21 protein-coding genes and 2 pseudogenes are annotated in these 24,776 nt (G+C 66.1%); 6 read left to right on the forward strand and 17 right to left on the reverse strand.

All coding sequences use genetic code 11. The annotated features are described in order from the left end of the window. Positions 1–356 precede the first annotated feature (356 nt). From glnK to astB, 5 genes and pseudogenes are all read left to right on the forward strand, one after another. Positions 357–695, forward strand: a complete 339-nt coding sequence (gene glnK, locus ACFQDL_RS10145; RefSeq protein WP_188858634.1) for a P-II family nitrogen regulator — start codon at positions 357–359, stop codon at positions 693–695. Positions 696–968: 273 nt separating this feature from the next. Beyond that, positions 969–1,796, forward strand: coding sequence for a DUF1338 domain-containing protein (locus ACFQDL_RS10150; RefSeq protein WP_379908906.1), 828 nt, complete (start codon positions 969–971; stop codon positions 1,794–1,796). Positions 1,797–1,815: 19 nt separating this feature from the next. Beyond that, the gene (gene astA, locus ACFQDL_RS10155; RefSeq protein WP_379908907.1) at positions 1,816–2,850 is read left to right on the forward strand and encodes an arginine N-succinyltransferase; all 1,035 of its coding nucleotides are present in this window, start codon (positions 1,816–1,818) and stop codon (positions 2,848–2,850) included. Further along, a pseudogene (gene astD / locus ACFQDL_RS10160) lies at positions 2,847–4,318 on the forward strand (succinylglutamate-semialdehyde dehydrogenase). Before astA ends, astD begins: the two are co-directional and overlap by 4 nt. A gap of 21 nt (positions 4,319–4,339) precedes the next feature. Further along, a complete protein-coding gene (gene astB / locus ACFQDL_RS10165; RefSeq protein WP_379908908.1) occupies positions 4,340–5,665 on the forward strand; it encodes an N-succinylarginine dihydrolase in 1,326 nt (441 codons plus the stop codon). A 115-nt stretch (positions 5,666–5,780) separates the two neighbouring features. On the opposite strand, the gene ACFQDL_RS10170 is transcribed toward astB, so the two are convergent. Together ACFQDL_RS10170 and ACFQDL_RS10175 are read right to left on the reverse strand one after the other, a co-directional pair. Then, positions 5,781–7,064 carry a sensor histidine kinase gene (locus ACFQDL_RS10170; protein ID WP_379908910.1) on the reverse strand — a complete coding sequence of 428 codons (1,284 nt, stop codon included), beginning with the start codon at positions 7,062–7,064 and terminating at the stop codon, positions 5,781–5,783. Continuing rightward, positions 7,061–7,765: a response regulator gene (locus ACFQDL_RS10175; RefSeq protein WP_379908911.1), complete on the reverse strand. Its 705-nt coding sequence runs from the start codon at positions 7,763–7,765 to the stop codon at positions 7,061–7,063. Before ACFQDL_RS10175 ends, ACFQDL_RS10170 begins: the two co-directional genes overlap by 4 nt. Positions 7,766–7,909: 144 nt before the next feature. On the opposite strand from ACFQDL_RS10175, the gene ACFQDL_RS10180 reads away from it, so the two are divergent. Then, positions 7,910–8,395 carry a Spy/CpxP family protein refolding chaperone gene (locus ACFQDL_RS10180; protein ID WP_379908913.1) on the forward strand — a complete coding sequence of 162 codons (486 nt, stop codon included), beginning with the start codon at positions 7,910–7,912 and terminating at the stop codon, positions 8,393–8,395. A gap of 71 nt (positions 8,396–8,466) precedes the next feature. Here ACFQDL_RS10180 and ACFQDL_RS10185 read toward each other — a convergent pair whose 3' ends face one another. The 15 genes and pseudogenes from ACFQDL_RS10185 to ACFQDL_RS10255 form a co-directional block, all read right to left on the reverse strand. After that, a complete protein-coding gene (locus tag ACFQDL_RS10185; protein WP_379908914.1) occupies positions 8,467–10,566 on the reverse strand; it encodes a TonB-dependent receptor family protein in 2,100 nt (699 codons plus the stop codon). Positions 10,567–10,651: 85 nt separating this feature from the next. Continuing rightward, positions 10,652–11,443: an ABC transporter ATP-binding protein gene (locus ACFQDL_RS10190; RefSeq protein WP_379908915.1), complete on the reverse strand. Its 792-nt coding sequence runs from the start codon at positions 11,441–11,443 to the stop codon at positions 10,652–10,654. A 22-nt stretch (positions 11,444–11,465) separates the two neighbouring features. Next, positions 11,466–12,539: a FecCD family ABC transporter permease gene (locus ACFQDL_RS10195; RefSeq protein WP_379908916.1), complete on the reverse strand. Its 1,074-nt coding sequence runs from the start codon at positions 12,537–12,539 to the stop codon at positions 11,466–11,468. Next, positions 12,539–13,540 (reverse strand): FecCD family ABC transporter permease, encoded by a 1,002-nt coding sequence (locus ACFQDL_RS10200; protein ID WP_379908917.1) that lies wholly within the window; start codon positions 13,538–13,540, stop codon positions 12,539–12,541. The genes ACFQDL_RS10195 and ACFQDL_RS10200 overlap by 1 nt, the downstream gene beginning before the upstream one ends. Positions 13,541–13,556: 16 nt before the next feature. After that, positions 13,557–14,504, reverse strand: coding sequence for an ABC transporter substrate-binding protein (locus tag ACFQDL_RS10205; protein WP_379908918.1), 948 nt, complete (start codon positions 14,502–14,504; stop codon positions 13,557–13,559). 74 nt (positions 14,505–14,578) lie between these two features. Continuing rightward, positions 14,579–15,358: an HpcH/HpaI aldolase family protein gene (locus ACFQDL_RS10210; protein WP_379908919.1), complete on the reverse strand. Its 780-nt coding sequence runs from the start codon at positions 15,356–15,358 to the stop codon at positions 14,579–14,581. After that, complete coding sequence (locus ACFQDL_RS10215; RefSeq protein ID WP_379908920.1) at positions 15,358–16,557, reverse strand: type III PLP-dependent enzyme; 1,200 nt, start codon at positions 16,555–16,557, stop codon at positions 15,358–15,360. The genes ACFQDL_RS10210 and ACFQDL_RS10215 overlap by 1 nt, the downstream gene beginning before the upstream one ends. 14 nt (positions 16,558–16,571) lie before the next feature. Then, the gene (locus ACFQDL_RS10220; protein WP_379912997.1) at positions 16,572–17,786 is read right to left on the reverse strand and encodes an IucA/IucC family protein; all 1,215 of its coding nucleotides are present in this window, start codon (positions 17,784–17,786) and stop codon (positions 16,572–16,574) included. After that, positions 17,686–18,378, reverse strand: a pseudogene (locus tag ACFQDL_RS10225) (IucA/IucC family protein); the annotation flags it as partial. The pseudogene ACFQDL_RS10225 and the gene ACFQDL_RS10220, both read right to left, overlap by 101 nt. Positions 18,379–18,380: 2 nt before the next feature. After that, positions 18,381–19,562 (reverse strand): MFS transporter, encoded by a 1,182-nt coding sequence (locus ACFQDL_RS10230; protein ID WP_379908921.1) that lies wholly within the window; start codon positions 19,560–19,562, stop codon positions 18,381–18,383. After that, the gene (locus ACFQDL_RS10235) at positions 19,559–20,611 is read right to left on the reverse strand and encodes an IucA/IucC family protein (RefSeq protein ID WP_379912999.1); all 1,053 of its coding nucleotides are present in this window, start codon (positions 20,609–20,611) and stop codon (positions 19,559–19,561) included. Before ACFQDL_RS10235 ends, ACFQDL_RS10230 begins: the two co-directional genes overlap by 4 nt. Further along, positions 20,542–21,327: an IucA/IucC family protein gene (locus ACFQDL_RS10240; protein ID WP_379908922.1), complete on the reverse strand. Its 786-nt coding sequence runs from the start codon at positions 21,325–21,327 to the stop codon at positions 20,542–20,544. Before ACFQDL_RS10240 ends, ACFQDL_RS10235 begins: the two co-directional genes overlap by 70 nt. Beyond that, complete coding sequence (locus tag ACFQDL_RS10245; protein ID WP_379908923.1) at positions 21,324–22,535, reverse strand: ATP-grasp domain-containing protein; 1,212 nt, start codon at positions 22,533–22,535, stop codon at positions 21,324–21,326. The genes ACFQDL_RS10240 and ACFQDL_RS10245 overlap by 4 nt, the downstream gene beginning before the upstream one ends. A 636-nt stretch (positions 22,536–23,171) precedes the next feature. Next, positions 23,172–23,864, reverse strand: coding sequence for a tRNA (guanosine(46)-N7)-methyltransferase TrmB (gene trmB, locus ACFQDL_RS10250; RefSeq protein WP_379908924.1), 693 nt, complete (start codon positions 23,862–23,864; stop codon positions 23,172–23,174). Positions 23,865–23,983: 119 nt separating this feature from the next. Beyond that, positions 23,984–24,775 carry a thiazole synthase gene (locus ACFQDL_RS10255; protein ID WP_379908925.1) on the reverse strand — a complete coding sequence of 264 codons (792 nt, stop codon included), beginning with the start codon at positions 24,773–24,775 and terminating at the stop codon, positions 23,984–23,986. Position 24,776: the final 1 nt, after the last annotated feature.

Raw genomic sequence — 24,776 nt, forward strand, 5'->3', positions numbered from 1 at the left:
ACCGATTTTGCTCCTGCGAAAGCGGACGGTGCCGCGCCCGGCTTCCCGTCATCCCTGACGGTCATCCTGCGAGCACCTGGATGTGCACGACTACAGGGATGTAGGCGATAGAGCGACGCAGGACGCCAAAGCCGAGGACCAGGGTTTGCCGTTTGCCGGACAGCCGATTGCGGGCCCGGCCATAGGCGGCCGGGGCCGATAGCAGTTATACTGGCGTCAATTTATCGAGAAATCCGTGTATCGGAACGGTCGGATCACCTGGGCGCAGCCAGGCCGTCGTTGCCCCACGGGTTAAACCATCCACCACAGCGCCCCGTGCCGACAGCCGGCACAGGGATGCCTGAAGGGAGCATGCTATGAAACTGATCACAGCGGTTATCAAACCATTCAAGCTGGACGACGTTCGCGAGGCCCTGTCCGAAATCGGTATCCAGGGCGTCACCGTGACCGAGGTCAAGGGTTTCGGTCGCCAGAAGGGCCACACCGAGCTTTACCGCGGAGCCGAGTACGTCGTCGACTTCCTGCCCAAGGTCAAGATCGAAGTCGCCGTCGACGACGATATGGTCGACCAGGTGATCGAGGCCGTTACCAAGACCGCCAATACCGGCAAGATCGGTGACGGCAAGATATTTGTCATGCCGCTCGAGCAGGTCATCCGTATCCGGACCGGCGAGACCGGACCGGACGCGCTCTGAGCTAAAGACTCCAGGCCATCCAAGGCACTCTCCGGAGTGCCTTTTTTATTGGGTGACGGGTGCCGGTAAGCGCTGCGAACCCTTTTCTGCCGGTCCTTTCCCGTGCGCGCCCCCTTCCCTCTGCGACTGCCGTCGAAAAAACCGCGGACCGTCTACACTGAAATCCAGTGAATGCCGGGGCTCGCATCACAGGAGCACGCCGGCGCAACCCGGGCAGCAACGTGCCAGACGCGTTCCAACCCAAGTGGATCTCGAATCCGGGGAGGCTGCAATATGAACCGCGAGCAACTGAGACCGGCACTGGAGGCGATGTGGCAGGACTTTCTGTCGCTGAGCCCCCAGACCCGCCGCATCCATGACCTGCTGGAGACGGACAATCCCCGGATCCTGAACGACCATATCGCGCTGCGCACCTTCGACCTGCCCCGGGTCAATATCGACCGGATCTCGCAGCCCTTCGTCGAAGCCGGCTACAGCGCCTGCGGCGAATACCACTTCCCGGTCAAGATGCTGTTCGCGCGACACTACGAACACCCCGACGAGGATCTGCCGAAGCTGTTCATTTCCGAGTTCCGCGTCGACGAACTAATCGACGAAGCCGACGACGAGGTCCGCAATATCATCCACCAGCTGGTCAGCCAGATATCCGACAGCGATCTGGAGCGCGACGATTTCAGCTATTCCGGCCGCCACTGGAAAATCGATTACGGCACCTATCAGCAACTGCAGCGGGTATCCGAATATGCCGCCTGGGTCGCGGCCTTCGGTTTTCGCCCGAACCACTTCACGGTACTGCTCAATGCGCTGCAGTCCCATGGCAGCATCGACGATCTGAACGATTTCCTGCTGCAGCACGGCTTCCGGCTCAACGCCGCGGGCGGACTGGTCAAGGGAGGCCCCGACGAGTATCTCGAGCAATCCTCAACCCTGGCCGACCCGGTCGAAGTCATATTCAGCGACCGGGTCGCGATACTGCCCGGCGGCTACTACGAGTTCGCCAGACGTTATCCACAGCCGGATGGCCGCCTTTACCAGGGCTTTTTCGCCGCTTCCGCCGACCGAATTTTCGAAAGCACCGATAACCGGCAGCCGGGCTTTTGAGCGTGCAAGGAGAGCGCCGATGATCATCATCCGACCGATCCGCGAAACCGATGTCGAGGTCTTGCGCACCATCGCCCGCGAATCCGGACCGGGCTTCACGTCACTGCCCGACAACCCGGAACTGCTGGAAGCCAAGATCGCCCGCACCCGCAAGGCACTCGCGGCGGAGGCCCGGCTCGACGGCAGCCAGGGCTACCTCTTCGTCGCCGAGGACCTGGCCACTGGCCGGGTGGTCGGCACCTGCGGCATCGAAACCGCCGTGGGGCTGAACGAGCCCTGGTATCACTACCGCATCGGCACCGTCGTGCATGCCTCGCGCGAACTCGATGTTTACAATGCCTTCCGCACCCTGGACCTGTGCAACGACTACACCGGCTGTGCCGAGGTTTGCACGCTCTATCTCGCCCCCGATTACCGCAAGGGCAGCAATGGCAATCTGCTGTCGAAGAGCCGCTTCATGTTCATGGCCGAATTCCCGGAACGCTTTGCCGAAAGGGTCATCGCCGAAATGCGTGGCTATTCCGACGACCAGGGCCGCTCGCCCTTCTGGGACGGACTCGGGCGCCACTTCTTCTCGATGGAATATTCCGAGGCCGATTACCTGACCGGCTCCGGCAACAAGGTGTTCATTGCCGAACTGATGCCCAAGCACACCATTTACCAGCACCTGCTGCCGGAGGCCGCCCAGCGGGTGATCGGCCAGGTTCACCGCAATACCGAACCGGCCCGGCGCATGCTCGAGAACGAGGGTTTTCGCTTCGAGGGCTACGTCGATATCTTCGACGCCGGTCCCACGGTTGCGACCCGGCTCGGCGATATCCGCAGCGTACGCGACAGCCGTTACGTCAAGGCCCGCGTCAGCGACACACCGCCACGCGGCGAGACCCTCTACCTGGTCAGCAACACCGCTCTGGCCGAGTTCCGCTGTACCGTTGCGCCGCTGCTGCCGGAAGCCAGCTCGGTGCAGATCGGCGGCGAACTGGCCGAGGCGCTGCAGGTCGGCAGCGGTGACCCGCTGCGAATCGTTCCACTCAAAGCGAGGCAGCCGGCATGATCGAAGGCCCCTCTCTCTTTATCAATGGCCAGTGGCTGCCGGGCGACGGCGCCGACCTGGAATCCGGCAATCCGGCCAACGGTCACCGCGTCTGGCGCGGCCGCTGCGCCAGCGTCGAGCAGGTCGACGACGCGGTCCTGGCGGCCCGGGAAGCCTTCGAGCACTGGCGCCTGATGACCTTCGAGCAGCGCGCGACCCTGGTGCGCCGGTATGTCACCCAGCTGCAGCAGCATCGCGAACTGCTGGTCGATACCATCGGCCAGGAGACCGGCAAGCCGCTATGGGAAGCGGATACCGAGGTGGCGGCGATGATCGCCAAGGCCGACATCTCGATCCAGGCGTGCCTCGAACGGACCGGTGAAAAGCGCAGGCACAACGGCGGGATCACCTCGACGCTGCGCCATCGGCCCCACGGCGTGGTAGCGGTCTTCGGCCCCTACAACTTCCCCGGCCACCTGCCCAACGGCCATATCATGCCGGCACTGCTGGCCGGCAATACGGTGCTGTTCAAGCCCAGCGAACTGACCCCCGGGTGGCCGAACTCTGCCTGCACCTGTGGCAGAAATCCGACCTGCCGGACGGCGTGCTGAATCTGCTGCAGGGCGGACGCAGCACCGGCCAGGCCCTGGCCTCGCACCCCGGCATCGACGGCCTCTTCTTCACCGGCAGCGCCAGCACCGGCAGCTACCTGCATCAGCAGTTCGGCGGCCATCCGGAGAAGATTCTGGCGCTGGAGATGGGCGGCAACAACCCTCTGATCGTGGCCGATGTCGGCGATATGCGAGCGGCCCTGCTGATGACGATACAGTCCGCCTATCTCAGTGCCGGTCAGCGCTGTACCTGTGCACGCCGGTTGCTGGTGCCCCGCAACGCCCGCGGCGACGATTTCATCGCGCAGTTGCGCGAGGCGGTGCTGGGGATCGAAACGGGCCCCTACAACCAGCAGCCGCAGCCCTTCATGGGTGCCCTGATCAGTAGCGCGGCGGCACAGGACCTGTTGCAGGCGCAACACCGCCTGGCTGAACTCGGCGGCCGGGTACTGGTATCGATGAGCCAGTTGCGGCCGAAAACAGGCCTGCTGTCACCGGGTCTGATCGACGTCAGCGCGATCGCCGAGCTGCCGGACGAAGAGTATTTCGGACCGCTGCTGCAGCTTATCCGTTACGACAGCTTCGATGAGGCGTTGCAACGGGCCAATGACACCCGCTACGGCCTCTCGGCGGGACTGATCAGCGACGACGAACACCTCTACCAACGCTTCCAGCTGCGCATCCGTGCCGGTATCGTCAACTGGAACCGGCCGTTGACGGGGGCCAGTAGCAGCCTGCCGTTCGGCGGTATCGGCCTGAGCGGCAACCACAGGCCCAGCGCCTGGTATGCCGCCGACTACTGTGCCTATCCGGTCGCCTCGCTGGAAGCCGAAACGCTGCAGATGCCATCCGAACTGCCGCCGGGACTGAGCCTTTGATACCTGTATCCGGGAGACGCCATGTACGCCTTCGAAGTCAATTTTGACGGCCTGGTCGGGCCGACCCACAACTATGCCGGACTCTCACCGGGCAATATCGCCTCGCAGACCCATGGCGGCCTGGAATCATCGCCGCGTCAGGCCGCCCAGCAGGGACTCGACAAGATGTGGGCGCTGCACGAGCTGGGGCTGCCCCAGGGCGTCTTTCCACCCCAGCACCGGCCGGCGACCGAACTGCTGCGGCGCCTCGGCCACCGCGGCAGCGATGCCGAAATCGTGGCACGGGTACAGCGCGAGGATCCCTGGTTGCTGGCCTGCTGCTATTCGGCCTCGGCGATGTGGGCGGCGAACAGTGCCACCGTCAGCGCCGGTGCCGATACCCGCGACGGCCGGGTGCACTTCACGCCGGCGAACCTGGTCAGCCACCTGCACCGTTCCCTCGAGGCCGAAGCCACCAGCCGGCTGCTGCGCCAGCTGTTTGCCGACGCCGATCATTTTTGCCACCACCCGGCGCTGCCTTCACTGGCCACATTCAGCGACGAGGGCGCAGCCAACCATACCCGGCTGACGCCGGAGCCGGGTCAGCGAGGGCTGACGCTGATGGTCTGCGGCAGCGACGAGCAGCGCCCAAGACGTTATCCGGCACGCCAGTCACTGCAGGCTTCTCGGGCAATCGTTCGCCAGCATTTACTGCATGATGAACAGGTATTGCTGCTGTATCAAAACCCGGAAGCGATCGATCAGGGTGTATTTCACAACGATGTGATCTGCGTCGGACACCGCAACCTGCTGCTGATCCACGAAAAGGCGCTGCTCGGTCAGCACGAGGCATTGAAACGGATTCGGGCCGCCTGGACAGCCGATACGCCACTGCATATCGAGCAGATCAGCGAGGCGGAACTGCCACTGGCCGAAGCCGTATCGAGCTACCTGTTCAACAGCCAGCTGGTGACGCTGCCGGACGGCGGCATGGCGCTGATCTGCCCGCAGGAATGCAGGGAAAGCGCTGCCGCGAAGGCCTGTATCAAGCGTCTGCTGCAGGGCGACAACCCGCTGCGCCGGGTGAAGTTCTTCGACCTGCGCCAGAGCATGCACAACGGCGGCGGCCCGGCCTGCCTGCGGCTGCGGGTACCGCTTTCCGAGGAGCAGCTGATGGCGATGCACCAGGGGGTACTGCTCGATGCGCCGCTGTATCAGCAGCTCGGCGACTGGATCATGCGCCACTACCGCGATCACCTGACGCCGGACGACCTCGTCGACCCGGAGCTGATCGAAGAGTCGCGGGTGGCACTGGACGAGCTGACACGGATTCTGCAGCTGGGCAATCTGTACGATTTTCAGCGGTGAGATGCGGTGCGGTGCGCTTCGCTTACCGACACCCTACGAAATCATCCGCTTTTGCAGGGTGCCGGTGAGTGCAACGAACCGCACCGTCCAGACGTAACGCGTTGCCTGTCACCCATTAACCTGCCAGCGGCATTGTAATCACCACTTCCAGCCCGCCGCCGGGGTGGTTGCGCGCCTCGATTTTCCCGCCAAGCCGGCTGACGGCGCGACGGGCGATGCTGAGGCCGAGACCGTAACCGTCCGGGTCGCCGTCGCCGCTCTTGCGGCGAAAGAAGGGGTCGAACAGCCGCGGCAGCGAATCTGCCTCGACACCCGCGCCATGATCGCGAATCCGAAGCTCGATCCCTTGACCCTGCCGGCGCAGGCTCACCTCGAGTGCGCCGTTTTCCGGCGTATGCTTGAGCGCATTGTTCAGCACATTGCCCAGGGCACGTTCCAGCAGCTGAGGGTTGCCGCGGACCCGGCAGCCCTCGTCCAAATGACGCTGCAGTGGACGCGCAGGGGCCTGGAAGCTGACATCGTCGAGCAGTTCACGCGTCAGTACGCCCACATCGAAAGGTTCCTGACCGGGATCCAGCGCCTCGAGGCGCGACAGCGACAGGATCTCGTCGATCAGGCGGTTGATCCGGCTGCATTCGCGATTCAGCCGCTGCACCAGCGCATCCTCTTCACCCAGCCGCTGTTCCAGCAAACCGGCCGCTGCCTGCATGCGCGCCAGCGGCGCGCGCAGCTCGTGGGAAACGTCCTGCATCAACCGCTGACTGGCGCCAAGGGTACGCTCGACGTAATCCGCCATCGCATTGAACTCCCGCGCCAGTTCGCCGATCTCGTCGCCCCGCAAGACCAGCCGCCGTTCGCTGCGGGTCGCCAGGTCGCCCTGGTACAGCGCCCGCGTATGCTGCCGCAGCCGGTTCACCGGCCGGACCACCAGGGCACTCAGCAAGAGGCTCGTCAGCGCCGAGACCAGCAGGATCAGCACAAACTGCACCGAGACCAGCATCCCCAGCAGGCGATTCAATTGGGTCATGCGCGGACTGGGCGCCAGCTCGAGCCTGTAAAGCCGGCCCGAGTCGCTTTGCACCGAAATTTCCCTTGCCGGCTCCGGCCCGCGACGCGGCAGGCTGTCGTGAACAACACGCCCACTTTCGGGGTCGGTAAGGCGCATGCCGGGCCAGCGCCTCCGGCGGCGTTCGTCGCCTTCTTCATGCCGGCTGGCACTGCGTTCGTAGCGGTCGAGCAAGCGCTCGGCCACCGCCCGGGCACGGGCCTCCTGGACCTCCTGATCGCGCTGGCGATCGGCCATGCCACCAATGATCAGCACCGTCGCCACCACGATCAGGGCGCTGCTGAGCCAGAGCGTCAGGAAGATTTTCCAGTACAGGCTGCGATACCACTTCATGACGACTCCCGCACCAGCAGATAGCCCTCGCCCCTTACCGTCTTGATCAGTTCAAGGTCGCCGAGACAGGGCGCCAGTTTCTGTCGCACCCGGCTGACATGCACATCGATGGCCCGGTCATAGGCGGTCAACGGCCGGTGCAGGACCAGTTCGGTGAGCTCGGACTTGTTCATCACCCGTCCCGCGTTCTGCAGCAGGTAGGCCAGCACATTGAACTCGGCCGAGGTCAGCTCGACCGGCTGCCCGCCAACGCTGACCTCGCGCAGACCGGGGTCCAGACGGATGCCGTGAAGCTCCAGCGGGCGCTCCGGAAAACGGCTGCGCGCACCGCTGTTGTCGCTGCGGCGGCGGACGGCCCGAATCCGCGCCAGCAACTCCCGCGGATTGCAGGGCTTGCCGAGGTAGTCATCGGCGCCCATCTCGAGGCCCAGAATACGGTCGATCTCCTCGCCACGGCCGGTCAGCATGATCACCGGCAACTGTATGCTCGGGCGCAGCTGCTGCAGCAACTCCAGGCCGCTCTGGCCCGGCATCATGATGTCGAGCACCATCAGCTCATAAGTTTTACCGCTGCGCAGAGACTGCAAAGCCTCATCCGCATTATGGGCACAGTCGATTTCGTAGCCTTCATGGCGCAGATAGTCGCCCAGCAGCTGACACAGCTCGATATCGTCGTCGACCAGCAGCAGACGTTCTTTCATTGCGCTCCTCCTTTATCCGGCTTCCATGATAGCGCCGCCGGGCCGCGCCCCCATCGTCTTTACCGAACTTTACAGTATCGCAACCCAAGTTTGCGCAGGGCCCGGTCATACTGGCCCCATCAACTCGAACAACGGAGACAGACCATGCGCAAGCCACTGATTATCGCAATGACGGCCCTGACCCTGAGTGCAGGCGCCATTGGACTGGCCCAGGCCCACGACAAGGGCGAGGGCGGCCGTTACAGCCCTGAGAAGCGCCTGGAACGGATGACCGAGCAGCTGCAACTGACCGACGAGCAGCGCGGTCAGATGCAGACCCTGATGGAACAGCAGCGTGAACAGCGCCCCGAAAAGGGCCAGGGCCGCGAGATCCACCGTCAGTTGCGCGACCTCGATCCGGCTGCCGAAGACTATCAGCAACGCCTCGACGATCTGGTCGGACAGGCCCAGCAGCAGCTCGGTGAACGCATGCGCGCCCGCGCCGCCCACCGCGCCGCGATGGCCGAGATCCTGACCGACGAGCAGGAGCAGAAACTGGCGGACTGGCAGAAGGATCGCTGGGGCAAGGGCCACCATGGCGACAGGGGTCACGGCGGCAAGCATCGTCGCGGCGATTGCGACGACGAATGACGGATTCGGGTGCCGGCGAAGCAGCCGGCACCCGAATCCGGGGGCGATACCCGGGCGGGTATCGCCGCTGATCAGAAGTCCAGGCGGGCTTCGACGATGAAGGCACGTCCCGGTGCCGGCACACGTCCGACCGGGCTGACATCGGCACCGCGGAAATAGTAATCCTCGTCCAGCAGGTTGGTCGCCGCCAGTCCCAGGTTGAGGTTGTCACCGCTGCCAACCGCGATATCGCGACCGATGCGGGCATTGACCAGGGTATAGGACGGCAGCTTGCCGGCACTGCCATTGGCGGTTTCGTCGTCGGTGTTGGCGGCATCGCTGAAGCTGTCGCTGACGTAGTTGACGTTCAGGTTGGCGCTCCACTGCTGCAGGCGGTAACGGGCTTCGGCGCTGAAGCGATGCTGCGGCGCGTTCGGCAGTTCGTTGCCCCCGTTGTCGCCACTGCGCTGCTCGGTATCCAGGTAGGTGTAACCCAGGCCGAATTCAAGCTGCTCGCCGGCCTGCCAGTCGGCTTCCAGCTCGATGCCCTCATGGCGCGTGTCACCCAGGTTCTCGAAGCGACTGGCTGCCTTGTTGAACTGGATCTGATCCTTGTAATCGATCTGGTACAGGGTCGCCGTGGTGGCCAGCGCCGGCGTGGCCTGCCAGCGGGCACCCAGCTCGTAGTTCCAGGCGGTTTCGTTGGCCACCGCCTCGCCCCGCGCGATCTGCGCGATCTGCACCGGTACCAGCGACTTCTGGGCATTGGCGAACAGGAAAATGTCACCGGTCGCCTGCAGGCCAACGGTCAGGCCCGGCAGCCACTTGTCGGGGCTGTTGGTCGAGCGGCTGTCGTTAAGGGCATCGCGGAAATTCATTTCGACATCCTCGAAACGAATCCCCGGCGTGATTTCCAGCCGGCCGTCGAGCAGGCTCAGCGTATCGCTGGCATACAGCGCCACCGCATCGGTTTCCGAGTCCCACTCCCGTACCCTGGCGTAGCTGCCACTGGACAGCTCCTCGCGATTGACGTCGAAATCGACCTCTTCGCTGATATAGCGCGCGCCGAGGGTCAGCGTATGGATGCCCTCGCGGACCGTCAGCCGCGGCTCGGTGCCCCAGACATTGAAAATCCGCGGCGAATCGGCGACATGGCTGGCATCTGCATCCGGGTCGGCCCAGTGGCCGCCGCTGACCAGATCCTGGCCGAAGAAAAAGGTGCGATCCGCACGGTGGGCGAAATTGCGCCATTCGAACTCGACATCGTCGGTAGGACGGAAGGTCCAGCCCAGGGTGCCGCGCACCATGTCGGCCTCGTAGCCATCGAGCGGACGCTGCGATTGGGTGCGGTCCTGCTCGTAGGCATTCGGGCTCAGGGCGCCCGGCAGCTCGGCGTCGACATCATAGTACTGCAGACTGGCATCGAGTTCGTTGCGCTCGTCGATGAAGTACTCGGCATCGACGATGAAGTTGTCGACCTCGGTATCGGAGTGGTCGCGGAAGCCGTCACCGCGCTGGATATTGGCCTGGAACTGCAACGCCAGGTCGTCGTTGACGAAGCCGCCGATGCGGTAATAGGTGTCGCTGAAGACGTTGCCGGTTTCCTCGGCGATCGTCAGCCGCTGCTGCAGCGTCTGTTCGGTCTGGCCCGGAATCGGTTTGGTGTGGAAGTTCATCACGCCGCCGACGTTGTTGGGACCGTAGTGCACGGCCGCGCCGCCACGGACGATATCGATGGTATCGACGCTCGGCAGCGTCACCGGGAACAGCGACACGCCGACGTTGCTGTAGGGCCCGATCGCGATCGGATAGCCGTCCACCAGCATCTGCAGCCGCTCGCTGCGCAGCGGGTTGAGGCCGCGCAGGCCGATGTTCGGCAGGATACCGGTTCCGGTCTCGTCGAGGATCTGCACGCCCGGCGCCGAACGGATCGCGTCCTCGAGGTTCAGCGCTCCGCTTTCCTGTAGCTGCTGCGACTCGATGAGGGTACGGGAACCCGGATAGACCTTGACCTCTTCCCCGGTCGGATTGCCGATCCAGTCACCCTCCACCTGCAGTGTTTCCAGCTCCGCGGCCTGTTGCGCCAGTGCCAGGGGACTGAGCGACGCCGTGGCCAGGCTGACCGCCACGACGAGCTTGTTCCGGAACGGCAGTGTGCGGGCCGGCGCCTGTCCGAAAGACGAAGGGTTCATCGAGTTCTCCAATTGCGATAATAGTTAATTGTAATGATAACGGTTCGCAATTGTATCTGTATCTTTATTTCCGATTCAAGCGAATTTACAGAATCGGCACTACCATCGACGACAGCGGCACGAATTGCGGTTTGCCGGAGGCGGTATCGGCCGAGACCCGGGCCCGTACCCGGAACACCTCCGCCAGCAGGGTTTCGGTCAGCACCTCGCCCGGCTCGCCGGCCTGCTCGAGCCGGCCGCTGCGCATCGCGACCAGGCGGTGGCCGTAGCGCGCCGCCTGATTGAGGTCGTGCAGCGACATGATCACGGTCAGCCCCTGCTGCCGGTTGAGTTCCTCGAGCAGCTCCAGCACTTCGAGCTGGTGCCCGAGGTCGAGATAGGTGGTGGGTTCGTCGAGGATCAGAATCGACGCCTGCTGGGCCAGCGACAGCGCGATCCAGGCGCGCTGGCGCTCGCCGCCCGACAGCGCCGACAGCGGCCGCGTCTCGTAGCCGGCCAGGCCCGTCACCCGGATCGCCCAGCGCACCACCTTGCGATCCTGGTCGCCGAGCTGGCCGAACAGCCCTTGATGGGGAAAGCGGCCATAGCGCACCAGTTGCTCGACCGTCAGCCCCTCGGGCGCGCTCGGATGCTGCGGCAGCATCGCCAGCCGCTGCGCCAGCTCGCGGCGCCCCCAGCGATTCACCGCCCGGCCGTCGAGCAGCACCTGTCCCTGTCGCGGCCGCAGCAGGCCCGCCAGCGCACGCAGCAGGGTGCTCTTGCCGCAGCCGTTCGGGCCGATGAGGCAGTGGATACGGGAGCTCTCGAGCTCCAGACTCAGCTGCGGCACTATGACCTTGTCGCCGTAGCCCAATCGCAGTTGCTGTGCCGATAACATAGTCTCTCCTGAATGGGTGGCCTCAGCGCTTGCGCGCCAGCAGGTAGATAAAGAAGGGCACGCCGAGCAGCGAGGTGATCACCCCGATAGGAATCTCGGCCGGCACCAGCACCAGCCGTCCGAGCAAGTCCGACGCCGTCACCAGCAGCACGCCGTACAGCGGGCAGAGCAGCAACTGCCGGCGCAGATCGGGCCCGGCGGACAGGCGGGCGATATGGGCGACGATCAGGCCGACGAAACCGACCGGCCCGACCACGCCGACGGCGCTGGCGGCGAACAGCACCGCGACCAGCAGCAGACCGAAACGCCACAGCTCGACCCTCAGCCCCAGGGTGGCGGCCACGTCGTCGCCCAGCTGCAGCAGGTTGCCGCCATGCAGCAGCAGCGGCAGCAGCAACAGGGCCGAGAGGGTCCAGGGCAGCAGCGCGACGAGGTGCTCCCAATCGCGGCCGAACAGGCTGCCGGCCAGCCAGACCAGCACCGTCTCGGTATTGACCTGGGCCCAGCCGGCGAGCACGCCGGTCACCAGCGCCCCGAGAATGCTGGCCACCGCGATGCCGCAGAGCACCAGCCGAACCGGCGTGACGCCCCTATTCCAGCTCAGCCGGTAGACGACGGTCGCCGCCAGGATACCGCCGCCACAGGCGACCAGCGGCAGCCAGTGCAGCTCCAGGGCTCCGCTGAGATAGGGATTGCCATCGCCCGCCAGGCGCTCGGCCGCGGCGAAGGCGACGACGGCGGCGAGACTGGCACCGCCGTTGATGCCCAGTACCCCGGCGTCGGCCAGCGGATTGCGCATCACCGCCTGCAGCAGCGAGCCGGCGATGGCGAAGTGCACGCCTGCCAGCGCGCCGACCAGCAGTCGCGGCAGGCGCAGGTTCCAGACGATGTCCCGGGCGACCGCATCGCCGCTGCCGGTCAGCGCCAGCCAGACCCGCTGCGGCGACAGCGTCGCGGCGCCGAACAGCAGGTTCGCCAGCGCCGCCCCGAGGACCAGCATCAGCAACAGCGCCGCAAGCCCGAACAGCCGGTTTGCCCGCGGCAGTGGCAGCGGGCGAGGCGCCACGCCCTGGGCGGTTGCGTTTGAAGCCTGCATCAGAGCGCCCTCCCGCGTATCAGCCCGATAAACAGCGGGCCGCCGAGCAAAGCCGTGAAGATGCCCAGCGGCAGTTCGGCAGGCGCCATAAGGGTACGGGCCAGCAGATCGCCAAGCGTTACCAGCAGAGCCCCCGCCAGTGCCACCGCAGGCAAGGTCAGGCGCTGGTCGCTGCCCAACAACAGGCGTACCAGATGGGGCGCCACCAGGCCGATAAAGCCAACGGGACCGGCCACCGCCACAGCGGCCGCAGTCAGTGCCACGGCGATCGAGACAAAGCCCAGACGCCACAGCCGCACCTGGCCGCCGAGGGTGCGGGCCACCTCGTCCTCGAGCTGCAGCAGATTCAGGTAGCGGGCGCCGAGCAGCGCCAGCGCCAGGCCTGTCGTCGCCCAGGGCAGAATCAATTCGACGTGGCTCCAGCCACGACCGAGCAGGCCGCCCGCCAGCCATAGATAGAGCTGCTGGGCCTGGGCGCCGGAAAACAGCAGAAAGGCCGTTGCCAGTGCCGAGGCCATGGCAGTCACGGCAATACCGGCCAGTGCCAGTCGCAATGGTGTGAAGCCGCCCTGGGCGGCCAGCACGAACGTCAGCAATGCCGCCGCTGTACCGCCCAGCAGGCCGAAACCGGGCAGCCAGCCAGCCTCGACATTGAAACAGACCTGCACCAGCACCACGGCCAACGAGGCCCCCGCCACCACACCGGTGATGCCCGGGGAGGCCAGCGGGTTGCGGGTCACTGTCTGCATCAACTGGCCGGCGACTGCGAGACTGGCACCGACAAGCAGACCGGCGAGAAAGCGTGGCAGGCGCAGCTCCCAGACCAGGATGGCTGCGATGCCGTCGCGCCGGCCGCCGAGCGCCTCGCGGATATCATCGGCCCCGATTGGCACGGTGCCGGCGACCAGTGCCGCATAGCCGGTTGCGGCCAGCGCTGCCAGCAACAGCAGACCGCCCAGCCAAGCGGCAAACGCCAGCCGCGGGCTGCTTGCGTTAAACATAGGGGCCCCCGTCGGCTTACTGGAATGGACGACTGGCAATGCTGTCCGGCACTTCGGGTCGCTCGAAGCGGTCGGGATAGAGCCGCCAGGCCATCTCTTCCAGGATCAGGTTGCGCGCGATCGGCCCACCGCCCTCCTTCCAGTGCAGGCCCACCTCGTAGACACGGCCTTCGCGTACCGCCTTGAGATGAGGCCAGATCGGATTGTCGGCATAGGCATGGCGGGTACTGGAAGCGAACAGGAAGATGACATCGGGATCCAGGACCAGCAGTTGCTCGAGACTGATCTGGTAGCCAAAGGGAATGGGCTGCTCCGGCGTCGGCGACGGTCCCGGGGCATTGGTGGCCCTGAGCCGACCGAGCAGGCCGGCACTGAGAAAGTGATTGTAGTAGGCGAAGGGGGCTTCACCGCTGCCGGCCAGCAGCACCGCGCTGATACCCCCGGGCGCGCGGGCACCGTAATCGGCCACCTTCGCCTCGAAGGCATTGTTCAGCTTTTCCCCTTCCTGCGCCTTGCCAAGTGCGGCACCGATGCCGGCCACGGCACGCAGGCTGTCAGCATAGCTGATCACATCGAAGGCATAGAAGGGCGCTATGGCTTCGAACTGGCGGGCATGGGGTTCGGTATAGCGCCGGATCGCCAGGATCAGCTCCGGCTGCAGCTCCGACAGCAGCTCCAGATTGGTGCCGGCACGCTGGCCCAGGCTCGGCACGCCGTCCATGACCGGCCCCAGAAAATCCGGCACGGGCCGGTCGCCGAAGGTCGAGGCCCCCACCGGTTTGACTCCCAGCGCCACCAGGCTGTCGGCCGCGAAGGTCGATATCGCCGCTACCCGCTCGGGTGCCCGTTGCTCGATGCGGGTGCCGCGGTCATCGGTCAGCTGCAGCGGAGCCGGTACCGGCGCCGCCTGAAGCGTTGCCGCCAAGGCGCCTGCCAACAAGGCCATCAGGCTTCGCAGTTTCATAACCATCCTCTGTTCTGCACGTTTTGACCGGCATTATAAGACGAACAATAATGGTTTGCATTTAGATTGGTTAATTAATCCCTGCTCCCATCGAATGCGAAGCCACGCCGGTAGGCTTGCAACCGGCGAAACAGGATGCCGCGGTCCTCGCCGAGCAGGAAGGTCGAAACGCCCTCGTCGCGCCAGCGCTCGAACTGCCCCTCGACCCGCGGTATGGCACAGAACTGCAGACCCGCCTCGCGGGTCTTGCTAGCCGTGGTGGCAATCGCCTGCTGGACCTGCGGATGCTGGTGATCCGGCGCCACCCCGAGGGAGTGGGCCAGGTCCATCGCCCCCTCGAGGATCCAGTCCAGCCCCGGCACCTGCAGGATCTCGTCGAGATTGTCGACACCCCGCTGCGACTCGATCATCAGCACCACCAGGATTTCGCCGTTGGCCCGCGCCAGGTAGTCGCCCAGCGCCAGGGTGCCGAAACCGGTGGTGCGGCCGCCGGTGATGCCGCGCCGGCCCAGCGGATGGTAACGCGCCGCGGCCACCACCGCCCGGGCCTCGTCGGCGCTTTCGACCCGGGGCACCACGACCCCGAGGGCCCCGGCGTCGAGCACCCGCTGGATCGCCGCCGGGTCGATGCCCGGCACCCGCACCAGCGGTGCGATGCCGGCGCTTTCGGCGGCCCTGATCATGTGCTCGAGCGACTCGGGATTGACGCTGAGATGCTCCAGGTCGAGGATCACGAAGTCGTAGCCGGCGTAACCGAGCATCTCGACCAGCCAGGGGCTCGGCACCGAGTTGAGCATACCGCAGACGCTGCCACCGGCCGCCAGCCTGCGCTTGAGCGGATTGTGTTGCAGCATCAGCCGGCCTCCCCGTCGTCGAGGAAGTGCAGCAGCGGCGCCGGGTGGCGCAGGAACTGCTGATGGGAGATGTTCCAGGCATAGGCGCCGGCAAGGCTGAACAGCAGACGGTCGCCGACGGCGATCTCGTCGACCTCGACGTCCCGCGCCAGCACGTCCTTCGGCGTACAGAGCTGACCGACGACGCTGATGCTGGCATTGCGCACCGTTGTGCCGCCGCGACCGGGCAGCCGGACGAAGGGATGGCTGTGCCCCTGCGCCGCCGGCGTGCGGAAATGGTGGGTGCCGCCGCGGCAGACCGCGAACCAGTGGCCGTGATTGCGTTTCAGATCCAGCACCTCCATCAGGTAGTAGCCGCAGGGGGCGGTCAGGTAGCGGCCGCACTCGAAGCGCACGCGCAATTGCTGCAGACCCTCGCGCTCGATGAGCTCGCCGAGTCCGCGACTGAAAGCGTCCCAGTCGAACTGGCGCTCCGGTTCGCGATAGTTGATGCCGATGCCGCCGCCGACGTTGACCTCCTCGCAGGCGAGCCCGAATTCCTCCTGCCAGGCGCGCAGCTGGGCGAAATAGTCCGCCAGCAACGCCAGGTGCGCCGTGGCATCGAGCTGGTGCGAAACCAGGTGGAAATGGAAACCGCGCAGTTCGAGCCGGGGCTGGCTGGCGATCAGGTCGAGACAGGCCGGCAGGTCGACAGGATCGATGCCGAACGGCGTCGGCCCGCCGCCCATGGTCAGCGTCGTGCGCGGCAGGCTCGGCGGCACCAGGTTCATGCGCAGCAGGATCGGCTGGGCACAGCCGCTCTGCTCCAGCAGCCGGGCCAGGCGCCGCAGCTCGCCGAGACTCTCGACGTGGATCAGCTCGACGCCCTGCTCCAGCGCCAGCCGCAGCTCGGCATCCAGTTTGCCCGGCCCGCCGAACAGCAGCGGCACCCCGGGGAACTGTTCCCGGACCCAGGCGATCTCGCCGCCCGAGGCGACCTCGAAGCCCTGGACCCGGCCGGCGAGCGCCGCCAGCAGCGGGCGCTCGGCATTGGCCTTGACGGCATAGAACATCTCGCAGTTGGCCGGCAGCGACGAAACGATACGGTCGACATGGCGCCGCAGCGCCGGCAGGTCATAGAGATAGGCGCAGACGGGATCGTCGCCGTCGCGCTGCAATCGGGCGGCGGCCGCCGCCACTTCGGAAATACGAAACTCCATCGTTGGCCTCCGGATCAGGATTGGCAAAAGGGGCTGGGCAGCGGCACGTACTCCGAACCGCTATCGGCCCGCTTCAGTACCCGGTTCAGCAGGTTGGTCTTGTTGGGCCAGGGCTCGCCGTCCAGCACCCGCGCGATCAGTCCGGCGGAGCGGTCGTTGCCGTGGCGCCGCTGATAGCCTTCGAGGCCTGCGGCCAACTGCCGCCACAGCGCCTGCTCGAGTTCGCCGTCCTGCCGCGCAATATGGAACACCGCCTGGGCCAGGTTGTTGATCAGCAGGCAGTAGGCGACCCGCTGCCAGGCCTTATCGGCGTCGTACCAGACCGACTCGCGGGCCCGCGGCGACAGGCCCGTCAGGCGCTCGGCCGGCCACAGCTCCGGCACCAGCTTGGTTCCCTCGAGGTCGCGGATATGGATCCGTGCCGGCAGCGCATCCCGCAGGCCGATGACGACGTTCTGCAGATGCGGTTCGAACACCACCCCGAGGCGGCACAGCGCATAAAGCACCGGATGGACCAGCCGTTCGACATAGGCGTCGAACCAGAGCAGCGCCGCTTCGCGATAACCGAGCCCGCGGCGGTCGGCGAGCCGCGTCACCGCCCGCTGCACCGGCGCCTCGCCGGCCGGGCTGTCGCCGAACAGGGCACCGGCCAGCAGCGGCGTTTCGCCCTCTTCCCAGCGGGGCTTCTGCCGCAGGATCAGGCCGAAGGCCTCCTGCAGTTCGATGCGCTGCGCTGGCGCCAGGTCGCGAAAATCGACGCTGACGAAGGCCGGCTCCGGCATCAGCGTCAGGCCCGGGAAGGTCTCGGTCAGTTCGCGACAGTGCTGGCTCAGGAGCCCGCTGAGGCCGACGGCGCTCTCCAGTTCGTACCAGGCATTCTTGCGTACGCAGTTGGTCAGGCGCACATGAAGCGAACATTTCAGGAAGCTGTCGCGCCCGGGCTGGTAGAGGGTGCGCACCGAGGCGGTCGGGTACCAGGCCTCGCCGGCCGGCCCCAGGTCGAGCAGGCGGCCGCTGGCCAGCGCCGCCTGGACCGGCGCCAGCGCACGGATATGACCGGCCTGCCAGGTGAACCGGCAACGCCTGATAGCCGGACGGCAGTGCCAGTTCCGGCAGTTGCCGCGCGAGCTGCTCGCAGCCTGACGCCGGCAGATGGGATTGCTGCAGCAGGTCCTCGCGGCGCACGGCGAAATAGTGCAGCCGGAAGGCAGCGCCCAGTTCCGGCGAATAGCGGCGGATCGATGCCAGATCGATACCTTCGCGGCTTTTCGGCGTCGGATGGAAGGCGTGGCCGAAGGTCAGCGCCTGTTCCGAGCGCAGGTAGGCCGCCTCGCCCTGGCCCCAGTCCGTTGCGGCCGGCGCGCCGGCGATGAACTCGCCCATCAGCGCCACGCTGTTGCCGATCTGCGCCAGCAGCTCGTCGTTGAACGGCTGCCGATAGCGGGCCGCCAGCTCGCTGAGCAGCAGCCGGGCTAGCGCCTGCCAGTCCAGCGGCTGCCAGGGCTTGCCGAATCCGCCGCCATAGGGCTGTGAACGGAAGTCGAAGTTCAGTGTCGGCGACGGCCGGGCAACCGCGATCAGGATACGATAGCCGCTGCGCGACAGCTCGATCTGCAACACCCGGCTGCCCTGGGACCCTTGTGCATGCTTCAGCGCCAGCGGCCAGGCTCGCTGGCCGAAGGGGCTGTCCAGTTGCAGCTCGCCGGCGGGTGATGCCACCTCGCGGCAGTAACAGTTCAGCAGGGCGACGATAGAGCGGGTACCGGCCTCGTCGTTCTGGCGCTGGCGGCGAAAGGCCAGCGCCGGTGATTGAGCGGACATCTTCAGCTCCTCTGAGACAATGATGATGAATGGGAAACGATGGCGGTTTGCAGGCAGAAACAGAGCGGCAGCAGCAGCAGTGCCGCCGCCAGCAGCGGGCTGGCCAGCCCCCAGAGACCGCTGAGGACGCCGGCACCGAGCCCCGCGCCCACACCGGCCCATTTGGAGGCGGCATCGAGGCGGCCGAACAGGTGACCGGCCCGCACCTGGCTGGCGGCACTCATCAGGCGGTGCAACATCAGGAAGGACGCGGTCATGGCAAACCCCATCAGCAGCCGCAGCAACAGCAGCGACGTCACGTCGTCGGCCTGATACTGCCCCCAGTAACTGAGCGCCAGCAGTGCCAGCGCGAGCTGCAGCGCGCGCAGCGTGGACCAGCCCTGCAACCAGCGCCCGAGCGGCCGGGCCAGCAGCAGATAGACCAGGTGTGGCAGGCTGAACAGCCAGGCCAGCTGCACCCGGCCGAGCCCGTCGAAACGCGCCCCGGCATCGGCGATGAAGTAGGGGAAGCCGATGACGCAGGCGAAGGAGAAGCCGAACTGCAGCAGGAACAACAGCGCCGGTGCGACCCGATCTCCGGTTTCGCAGGCCTCCCGAGGAGGCTTCGCGACCCTGGCGGCGCCGGCGCCATGGGCCGGCAGCCGGAGCAGCAGCAAAGCCGCCAGCAGCGGCAGCAGTGCCAGATAGCCATACAGTGCCAGAGGCGTCAGCCACGCCATCAGCCAGCCGAACAGCACCGGCGCCACCACCAGCGCGGCCCGGGCCGAGCCCTGCATCGCATTCAGCGAACGCGCCAGCCCCTGCCCCTGCGTCAGCGTCGCCAGGTAGGCGTTGGAGGCGGCGAAGGTGCCGCCGAGCAGCCCCTGCACCACCAGCGCCAGCGCGAACCAGAGCGGCGACGGCGCCAGGCTGGCCAGCAGGAAGCCGAGCGCCAGCCCCAGTTGCGCCCGCAGCAGCGACGGCCGCGCGCCGTAGCGGTCGGCGAAGCGCCCCCACCAGGGCGCGGCCAGGGCGGTGCAGAGGGTCGGCAGCACATAGAACCAGCCCACCAGTTCGGTCCGGCCCGAGCCGAACTCGTCGAGCAGGATGGTGGCGAAGAAGGGCGGCATGCCCAGTGCCGCCAGCGCCGCGATGAAATGGCACAGCATCACCACCCGGACCGGGTGGCGCTGCCGCACCGTCACAGTGCCTCCCGCAGAAAGTTGGGGGCGCTGCGGCCGTAGTGCTTGTTGATGTCGGCGGCGCCCGAGCGCGCCTTGCTCTGCAGGGTGCCGGCGGTCAGCAGATACTTGGCATCGAGCCGCTCCGCCTCCAGCAGCAGCTCGCGCAGCTCGCGGTCGTCTTCGCCCTCGAGCGCGCCCAGGCTCCGCTCCAGCGCCTGCACCACCCGGCCATAGAGCTCGCGTCGGGCACCGTAGCCCCGTGACGCCAGCCCCTCGATCAGCGGCGCCACGTTGAGCTGCAGCGTGATGGTGCCGAACATCTGCCCCAGCGCCAGCCGCTCGCGGCAGCAGATGCGCGGGTCTTCCAGCCCGTCGACGAAGCGGTACAGCAGCGGCCAGCGGCGTTCGAGATACTCGCCATCGATACGCGGCGCATCGTTGTCCTTCAGAAGCAGCCGCAGGCCGCCACCCTCCTCATCGAACAGCAGCATCGAATTCTGCTGGTTCGACTCCAGCGCGATGCCGTAGCGCAGCCAGAGCGTCACATGGACGGCGAAGGTCAGCGCCAGGTAGTCCTCGAGCAATGCCAGGACATCGCCCCGGTAGAAACGGTTGCCCAGCGCCTCGAACAGGCACTCGCCCGAGGGCGTGTCCGCCAGCAGTCCGGCGACCGAGACCAGGGTGCCCCGCTCCACCGCCTGCGGGTAGCGGCGCAGGATATAGCCGAGGAAGCTTTGTCCGTCGACGTGGGCCCCGCGACTCTCGTCGGTCAGCAGCAGCCGCCCGCGCAGCAGCGGTTCCTGTTCGGCGATGGCGCCGAGCAGGCGCTGGACGCGGTTGCCGTCGCCGATGGTGCTCGGCTTGACGGTGCGGATATTGCGGCTGCCCAGGGTGCGGATCGTCAGCGGCAACTTGATATGAATTTCGGGCCGCTCGACCAGCAGCAGGCTGCGCACCGACAGCGTCGGCATCACCTCGACGCAGGCTTGGGGCGCTGCGATCACCTGCCCCTCGAGCCCGGCGTCGCGCAGCATCGCCTCGAGCTGTTCGCCCCAGAGGAAGGGGTGCACCGGTACCAGCGCATGGCTGTCGGCAAGTGCCGGATCCAGCCCGACCTGTTCGAAACGGGGCCACCAGTCGGGCATACCGGCATCCGCCCCCGGATCAGCGATCGCGGCACCGCCAGCCAGCGCAGGCGGAATCGGGGCCCGAACTCGGGTGCGTAACGCGTCAGGTCCTCGACGTCGAAGCCGCTCTTGGCTCGGGCCGTCGGATAGTAGGGGTGGTCGAGATAGGCGGCGAGGCGGTCGTAGTGCAGGAACCGCTGCGCCCAGTGCTCCAGCGCCGGCGGCGCCGTACGGCACCCCTCGAAGTAGTCCTGCCGCGCCTGCCGGCAGGCGCGGTGCTGGCGCTCGGCGTCCTCGCACTCGCGGGCAAAGCACCGGTAGTGTTCGCGCTCGTCCGGCTCGAGCCCCTGACCGAGCCAGTCGATCAGCGCGGCGCTGTCGTCGAGGCTCAGCCAGCTGCCGCTGCCCGCCAACCGTGCCAGCACCGGCCCCTCGCGGTAACGCCAGCGCTGCATGAATTCAGCCGGCCGGACCGGTATCCAGAGCTCGCCTGCCGCCGGGGAGGCCCGCCACCAGGGGCCGTCCCGCTCCGCCGCCGGTACATCGGCCGGCAGTGTCTCCCGTTCCTCTCCGTCGCTCAGCAACTGCTGAACATCCTCGCGCAACAGGGCGTCCAGCACCCGCGCCAGGAAGTAACGGCCAGTCGCGTCAACGCTCATGCCTGCACCTCCCAGCGCAGCCCCTGCAGCAGTTGAGCCGCCCGCTCCTGCAGTTCAGCCAGGCTCTCGCCCGCCGCCCTGATCACGCCCAGATAGTCCTTGTTCGAATGGCTGAGCTCCAGCCGGTCGCCCTGGCGGCGCAACGGCTGGAAATCGACGAAGCCCCGTCCCCAGCGCTCACGACGGGCGGCCGGCACCTGCTCCAGCCGTCCCGGCTCCGTCGCCAGCACGTAGTGGATCAACAGCCGGGTATCGGACAGCGCCAATGCCGGCAGTGGTTCGCCCAGATGCAGTTGCAGCACGCGCTCAAACAACGGCAGCCCCAGTGTTTCGGCCAGCAGGAACTCGCGACCGTCACCGATGGTGCGGTAGTTGATTTCGATCAGCCGGGGGCCGCGCCCGGTCAGTACGAACTCGCTGTGGCAGGAACCGAAACCGATGCCGAAGTCCCGCAGGGTGCCGACCATCTGCTGCAGCTGCCCCTCGCCCAGCTCCAGCCCCCAGTGCGCCGCCCGTTCGATGAAATGGGGCGGTTCCGACAGTTCGACCCGGAAGCCGCCGAGCACCTCGAAGCGCTCGCCGTCACCCAGGGTCTCCAATGTGCAGAGCGGGCCTTCGAGGTACTCCTCGATCAGCAGCGGCTGACCCGGCTGGCGCGCCCACAGCCGCTCACAACAGTCGTGCAGCTCCTGCGCCGAACGGACCAGGGAGACATCGAGACTGGCCACCCCCTCGCGGGGCTTGACGACACAGGGCCAGGGACAGTCGGCGAGCAGTACATCGAGCTGGTCCTGCGCCGTCACCAGGCGATACCAGAACGGCTCGCCGCCCATCGCGGCCAGATGCGCCCTCATCGCCGCCTTGTTCTTGGCGCGGTAGCACACCTGCCAGTCCTTGCCCGGCAGGCCGAAGTACTGCGCGACCAGGGCCGTCGCGGTCTGCAGATGGTCGCTGTGGGAGAACACCGCGGCAGGACGGATGCCCGCCTCCTGCAGGGTCTCGATCACCGCCAGCGGGTTGAATACATCGCAGCTCAGGACGAGGTCCGGATAGGCTCGCAGGTCCTCTTCGGCGAAGTGGCGCCGGTGTTCGGCCGCCAGATCGGTGACGATCACGGGATCGAGACCGAGCGCCCGCGCGGCGGGCAGAAACCCCTCGTTGAGCACCTCCGTGACCACATGGGCGATGAAGACTATCTGACCTGGCATGCCTGAGCTCCCTTTCAATTTGTATTCTGTGTGACCTGTCTAGCCGACTGGCGGAACCGACAGGCGACTGGGTAGAACGCTGATACTAAATAATAATACTTATCATTTGCAACACTATTTAATACATACGTTTAAAATATCCCGCTGAAAGCCACGGGTCAGAAATCGAGGACGGAGAGCGGAACGACAGATCGAGGATTGGACGCGAAGGCGAGACGATGGCGGCAGCATACAGGCGCCAGCACGATGGCACGCGCTGGCGTGCCGTCAACAGGGGGCGTCAGGAAAAGGCGGATTCAGGAGGGCTTGCCCTGCCGTTGCCCCACAAATCCCCCTCAGCGAGTCGCCAAGGGGTCAGCCGCACGACGCAGTTTTGAAGGCATAGTGGGTCTATGTCGAGAAACTGCAACACAGCGGATGGCCCCTTGGCGGCTCGCCCGAAGCCCCCAATTCGCCCTCGGCTGTGTTGCCATCCTTGGCAAGAGAACCACTATTCCCTGCAAACGGCGCCTTGCCGAGAACGAATTGGGGGCTCTGAGGGGAGACTTGTGGGGCAAGGGCAGGGCTTGCCACCGCCACGAACGGGCAGCGGCTCTAGCCGAGGGCCGGCGCATGGCGAGCCCATGCGCCGGCGCTTTATTCGGTGCGTTCGAAAATAAGGTCCCAGACGCCGTGGCCGAGACGTTCGCCGCGGTTCTGGAACTTGGTGACCGGACGGAAGTCCGGTTGCGGCGAGTAGGCCCCTGGGCCGGCCGCATTGCGGAAGCCCTCTGCCGCGCTCATGACTTCCATCATCTGCTCGGCATAGTTTTCCCAGTCGGTGGCCATATGGAACTGGCCGCCGACTTTGAGCTTGCGGCGGATGGCCTGGACGAAGGCCGACTGCACGATGCGGCGCTTGTGATGACGCTTCTTGTGCCAGGGATCCGGGAAGAACAGCTGCAGGCAGTCGAGGCTGCCATCCGGGATGCACTGCGCCAGCACCTCGACGGCGTCGTCGCAGTAGACGCGGATATTCCCGAGGCCCTCGTTGCGGGCATTGTTCAGCAGCCGGCCGACACCGGGCTTGTGCACTTCGATGCCGATGTAGTTTTTCTCCGGCATCTGCCGCGCCATCTGGATCAGGGAATCGCCCATGCCAAAGCCGATCTCCAGCACCAGCGGCGCCTCTCGCCCGAACACCGCGGCCGGGTCGATCATGCCATCGGCCTTTTCGAGCCCCATCTGCGGCCAGGCCTCTTCCAGCGCGCGCTGCTGACCCTCGGTCATGCGGCCGGCACGCAATACAAAACTGCGCACCTGGCGCATCGGTTTCTGTTCTTCAGTCATGGTGTAAGGGTTACGAGTTGCAGGTTACGCGTGACGCGTAATCGCCACGGACGGCGGGAATCCTGAAAACGCAGGAGCAGTTTTCAGGGAACCTGTCACGCGTCACGCGTCACGCTTTTTCAAATAGTGCCTTCGAGCGGCGACGAGGCGCTGGCGTATTTCTTGCGGGGCATGCGCCCGGCCAGGAAGGCCTCGCGGCCGGCTTCGATCGCCTTGCGCATCGCCGAGGCCATCAGGATCGGATCCTTCGCCGCGGCAATGGCGGTATTCATCAGCACGCCTTCGCAGCCCATCTCCATCGCAATGGCCGCATCGGACGCGGTGCCGACGCCGGCATCGACCAGGATCGGCACCTGTGCCGCTTCCATGATCAGGCGGATATTGTGCGGATTGAGAATGCCGAGACCCGAGCCGATCAGCGAGCCGAGCGGCATCACCGCGACACAGCCCATCTCCTCGAGCTGTTTCGCCACGATCGGATCGTCGTTGGTGTAGACCATCACTTTGAAGCCGTCCCTGATCAGGGTTTCGGTGGCTTTCAGGGTCTCGACGATATTCGGGTACAGGGTTTTCTGGTCGCCCAGCACCTCGAGTTTCACCAGATCGTGGCCGTCGAGCAGCTCCCGCGCCAGACGGCAGGTGCGCACCGCGTCCTCGGCGGTATAGCAGCCGGCGGTATTCGGCAGGATGGTGTATTTTTCCGGCGAAACCGCCTCCAGCAGGTTCGGCTCGTCGGCATTCTGGCCGATATTGGTGCGACGCACGGCGACCGTGACGATCTCGGCTCCGCTGGCCTCGATGGCCCGGCGGGTTTCGTCCAGATCCCTGTATTTGCCGGTCCCGACCAGGAGCCTGGAGTTGAATTCCCTGCCCGCGATAATCAGCGGGTCATGACGCTTTTGCTCTGACATT

The sequence above is a fragment of the Marinobacterium aestuariivivens genome, assembly GCF_042661465.1.
Lineage (GTDB): Bacteria > Pseudomonadota > Gammaproteobacteria > Pseudomonadales > Balneatricaceae > Marinobacterium_A > Marinobacterium_A aestuariivivens.